5 protein-coding genes are annotated in these 3,777 nt (G+C 67.1%); 3 read left to right on the forward strand and 2 right to left on the reverse strand.

The window, feature by feature from the left end; genetic code table 11:
- The coding region (gene nadC, locus ABZW74_RS24195) for a carboxylating nicotinate-nucleotide diphosphorylase (protein WP_355280014.1) at nucleotides 1-708 on the forward strand (708 nt) is incomplete at its 5' end.
- 102 nt (nucleotides 709-810) lie between these two features.
- Here nadC and ABZW74_RS24200 read toward each other — a convergent pair.
- On the reverse strand, nucleotides 811-1,212 hold the full coding sequence (locus ABZW74_RS24200) for a type II toxin-antitoxin system VapC family toxin (protein ID WP_240855888.1): 402 nt from the start codon (nucleotides 1,210-1,212) through the stop codon (nucleotides 811-813).
- Nucleotides 1,209-1,442, reverse strand: coding sequence for a type II toxin-antitoxin system Phd/YefM family antitoxin (locus ABZW74_RS24205; protein WP_355280016.1), 234 nt, complete (start codon nucleotides 1,440-1,442; stop codon nucleotides 1,209-1,211). Before ABZW74_RS24205 ends, ABZW74_RS24200 begins: the two co-directional genes overlap by 4 nt.
- A gap of 189 nt (nucleotides 1,443-1,631) precedes the next feature.
- On the opposite strand from ABZW74_RS24205, the gene hisD reads away from it, so the two are divergent.
- Nucleotides 1,632-2,957, forward strand: coding sequence for a histidinol dehydrogenase (gene hisD, locus ABZW74_RS24210; protein ID WP_240855884.1), 1,326 nt, complete (start codon nucleotides 1,632-1,634; stop codon nucleotides 2,955-2,957).
- Nucleotides 2,954-3,777: histidinol-phosphate transaminase (locus ABZW74_RS24215; protein ID WP_355280019.1), on the forward strand; the 824-nt coding region annotated here is incomplete at its 3' end. The genes hisD and ABZW74_RS24215, both read left to right, overlap by 4 nt.

Genomic DNA, 3,777 nt, shown 5'->3' on the forward strand with positions numbered 1-3,777 from the left:
GTGATCGCGGGCGTGCCGGTGGTCATGGCCGTCTTCGACGAGGTGATCGGCCCGAACGCCTACGAGGTCACCGCCTCGGTGCCCGACGGGACCCATGTTGCGCCCGGCGATGTGGTGCTTGCGGTGCGCGCGCCGACCGCGGCGTTGCTGACGGCCGAGCGCACCGCGCTCAACCTGATCTGCCACCTGTCCGGCATTGCGACGGCGACCGCCGCCTGGGTAGCCGCCGTCGAGGGCACTGACGCCAAGATCCGTGATTCGCGAAAGACCCTGCCCGGCATGCGTTATCTGCAGAAGTACGCGGTGCGCGCGGGTGGGGGAGTCAACCACCGGATGGGCCTGGGTGACGCCGCGCTGATCAAGGACAACCACGTCGCTGCGGCGGGATCGGTGAGCGCTGCGCTGGAGGCCGTGCGCGCAGCTGCGCCGGATCTGCCGGTGGAGGTCGAGGTCGATTCGCTGAGCCAACTCGACGAGGTGCTCGCCCTGAAACCACAGCTCGTGCTGCTCGACAATTTCGAGCCGTGGGAGACCCAGATGGCCGTTCAGCGACGTGACACCCGCTCGCCGGAGACCAAGCTGGAAAGCTCCGGCGGTCTGAGCATCAACGTCGCCGCCGACTATGCCCGCACCGGTGTCGATTACCTCGCCGTGGGGGCTCTCACGCATTCGGTGACGGTGCTGGACTTGGGTCTCGACATTCCGTGATCCGAACAACTCGGTGACCAGCACTCTGAACTGGGCAAATTGTCCGGGGCCGGCGCGCAAATCTAGAAGAACTTCTTCGACGGCCGCCGAGGCGCCGCGCGCTCACCGGCGGGTGGTGTCGAGAACCGGCGTCAACGCACAGTCGGCGATGACGTCGTCGCTCGTGGCAATCGTCAAGCCACGGCGCACGGCCTGCGCTACGAGCATCCGATCAAACGGATCGCGGTGGTCCCAGTTGAGTCGGCCCGCCAGGGTGGCGTCGGCGGAGTCCATCGCGAGGTCGTTGGTGTTCATCGCGGTGAGTGTTTCGCCCCACGCGGACAGCAGTGGCTCGCCGTCCAACCGTCCGAGACGTGTCTTGATGGCGATCTCCCAGGCCGACGCGGCAGAGACAAACAACTCGTTGGACTGGTCCGCCAACATGGTGTGGGCTGCATCCGAGATCTTGTCCGGCGCGGACACAAGCCAGAGAAGTGCGTTGGTGTCCAACAGGATCGCGGTCACCGACTGCCCTCCCACGGTGCCAGTTCGGCGTCCGGGAGCGGGTCATCGAAGGTGTCTGGCACCGCGATGGCGGGCAGCTGGCCGAAGGTCCTCGGACGCATCGTGACCGGACTGATGACGGCCACGGGCCGGCCGTGGTTGGTGATGGTGACCGACTCACCAGATCGCTCGACCTCCGCAATCAGGGCATTGAGCCGCGTCTTTGCCTCGGTACTGGAAATGGTCTTCATGAACTCGACCCTACTCCAGATTGACTAGTCCAACTAGTCGTTTTTGCTGGTGGTGAACTGCATGATCAATGTGCCTCGCCTGGAGCGGCTTTGCGGTGGACCCGCTCGACTGCCCGAGGACCGGATTCGAAAACCAATGGTGCGACCCCATATCCTGGAATCGAAATGCCACCACAACCAGGAGTGATCATGCTCGCCCGAACCGACCTGCGCGGTAGCACCCCGACGCTGGCGCAGTTGCGCCGCGCGCTGCCGCGTGGAGGCACCGACGTCAACGCCGTACTCGACACGGTGGAGCCGGTGGTGCATGCGGTGGCGCAGCGCGGCGCCGAGGCGGCCCTGGAATACGGCGAGAAGTTCGACGGCGTCAAGCCTGCGTCGGTGCGAGTACCCGCCGCCGTGATCGCCGACGCACTAGATCGACTCGATCCCGCGGTCGCCGACGCCCTGCGTGAGTCGATCGATCGGGCTCGCAAGGTGCACGCCGACCAGCGGCGCGAGACCACCCGTACGCAGGTGGTCGACGGCGGCGTGGTCGCCGAGAAGTGGATCCCGGTGCGCCGCGTCGGGCTGTATGTGCCCGGCGGCAACGCCGTCTACCCCTCGAGCGTGATCATGAACGTCGTGCCCGCGCAGGAGGCCGGCGTCGGCTCGCTCGTCGTGGCATCGCCCCCGCAGAAGGACTTCGGCGGCTGGCCCCACCCCACGATCCTGGCCGCGTGCGCGCTGCTCGGCGTCGACGAGGTGTGGGCGGTCGGCGGTGCGCAGGCCGTCGCGTTGCTCACCTACGGCGGTGAGGATACGGATCAAGATGTCCTCGATCCTGTCGACCTCATCACCGGTCCCGGCAACATCTACGTGACCGCCGCCAAGCGTCTGTGCCGGGGTGTGGTGGGCATCGACTCGGAGGCCGGGCCGACCGAGATCGCCATCCTCGCCGACGATTCCGCGGATGCCGGCATCCTCGCCTCCGACCTCATCTCGCAGGCCGAACACGACGTGCTCGCCGCGTCGGTGCTGGTGACCGACAGCGCGGAACTCGCCGACGCCGTCGACGAAGCGCTGACGCTGCAGGTGGCAGCGACCAAACACCGCGAGCGCGTCACCACGGCACTGAACGGCAGCCAGTCCGGCATCGTCCTCGTCGACAATCTGGAGTCGGGCCTCGCCGTCGTCGACGCGTATGCCGCCGAACACCTCGAGATCCAGACCCGCGACGCCGCCGCTGTCGCCGACCGGGTGCACAATGCGGGCGCGATCTTCGTCGGACCGTATGCGCCGGTGAGTCTCGGCGATTACTGCGCGGGGTCCAATCACGTTCTGCCGACGTCGGGTTCGGCGCGTTTCGCGTCGGGCCTCTCAGTCCAGACCTTCCTCAAGGGTGTGCACGTCATCGACTACGACGAGGCCGCGCTGCGCGAGGTCGCCGACAAGGTCGTCACGCTCGCCGACGCCGAGGATCTTCCCGGACACGGCGACGCGATCAAACAGCGTTTCGCGGGAGATACCGCGTGAGCGCCTCGCCGGTGGTCGTACCCGGTGGCGGAATCAGCGCCGGCGACCTGCCCCTGCGGGACAACCTCCGCGGCAAGAGTGCTTACGGCGCACCGCAACTGCGGGTTCCGGTGATTCTCAACACCAACGAGAATCCGCACCCGCCGACGCCGGCGCTCATCGACGACGTCGCCGAGTCGGCGCGCACGGCGGCAGCCGAACTGCACCGGTATCCCGACCGGGACGCGCTCGCGCTACGCACCGATCTGGCGGCCTATCTGAGTCGTGCCACCGGTGTGCAGCTCGGGGTCGAAAACCTGTGGGCGGCAAACGGTTCCAACGAGATTCTTCAGCAGTTGCTGCAGGCCTTCGCCGGTCCCGGACGCAGTGCCCTGGGCTTTGTGCCGTCGTATTCGATGCACCCGATCATCTCCGACGGCACCGACACCACCTGGCTGCAGGCGCCGCGGGCGTCGGACTTCTCGCTCGACGTCGACTACGCGGTCACCGAGATCGTCAACCGCCTCCCCGACGTTGTGTTCGTCACCTCGCCGAACAACCCCACGGGCGGTTCGATCGCTCTCGACGACCTGCGCCGCATCATCGAGGCAGCTCCCGGCATCGTGATCGTCGACGAGGCCTACGGCGAGTTCTCCGCGCAGCCCAGCGCAGTCGAACTCATCGACTCCTACCCCACGAAGGTGGTCGTGAGCCGGACGATGAGCAAGGCCTTCGCCTTCGCCGGCGGACGCCTCGGCTACCTGGCCGCGTCGCCGGCCATCGTCGAAGCACTGCTGCTCGTGCGACTGCCGTATCACCTGTCGGTGCTCACACAGGCGGC

Source organism: Gordonia sp. NPDC003585, assembly GCF_040610755.1.
GTDB lineage: Bacteria > Actinomycetota > Actinomycetes > Mycobacteriales > Mycobacteriaceae > Gordonia.

Excerpts from the sequence above, each read along its gene's own strand:
- ABZW74_RS24205 (WP_355280016.1), bottom strand. The coding sequence starts at position 1,442 with ATGAAGACCATTTCCAGTACCGAGGCAAAGACGCGGCTCAATGCCCTG.
- hisD (WP_240855884.1), top strand. The coding sequence starts at position 1,632 with ATGCTCGCCCGAACCGACCTGCGCGGTAGCACCCCGACGCTGGCGCAG.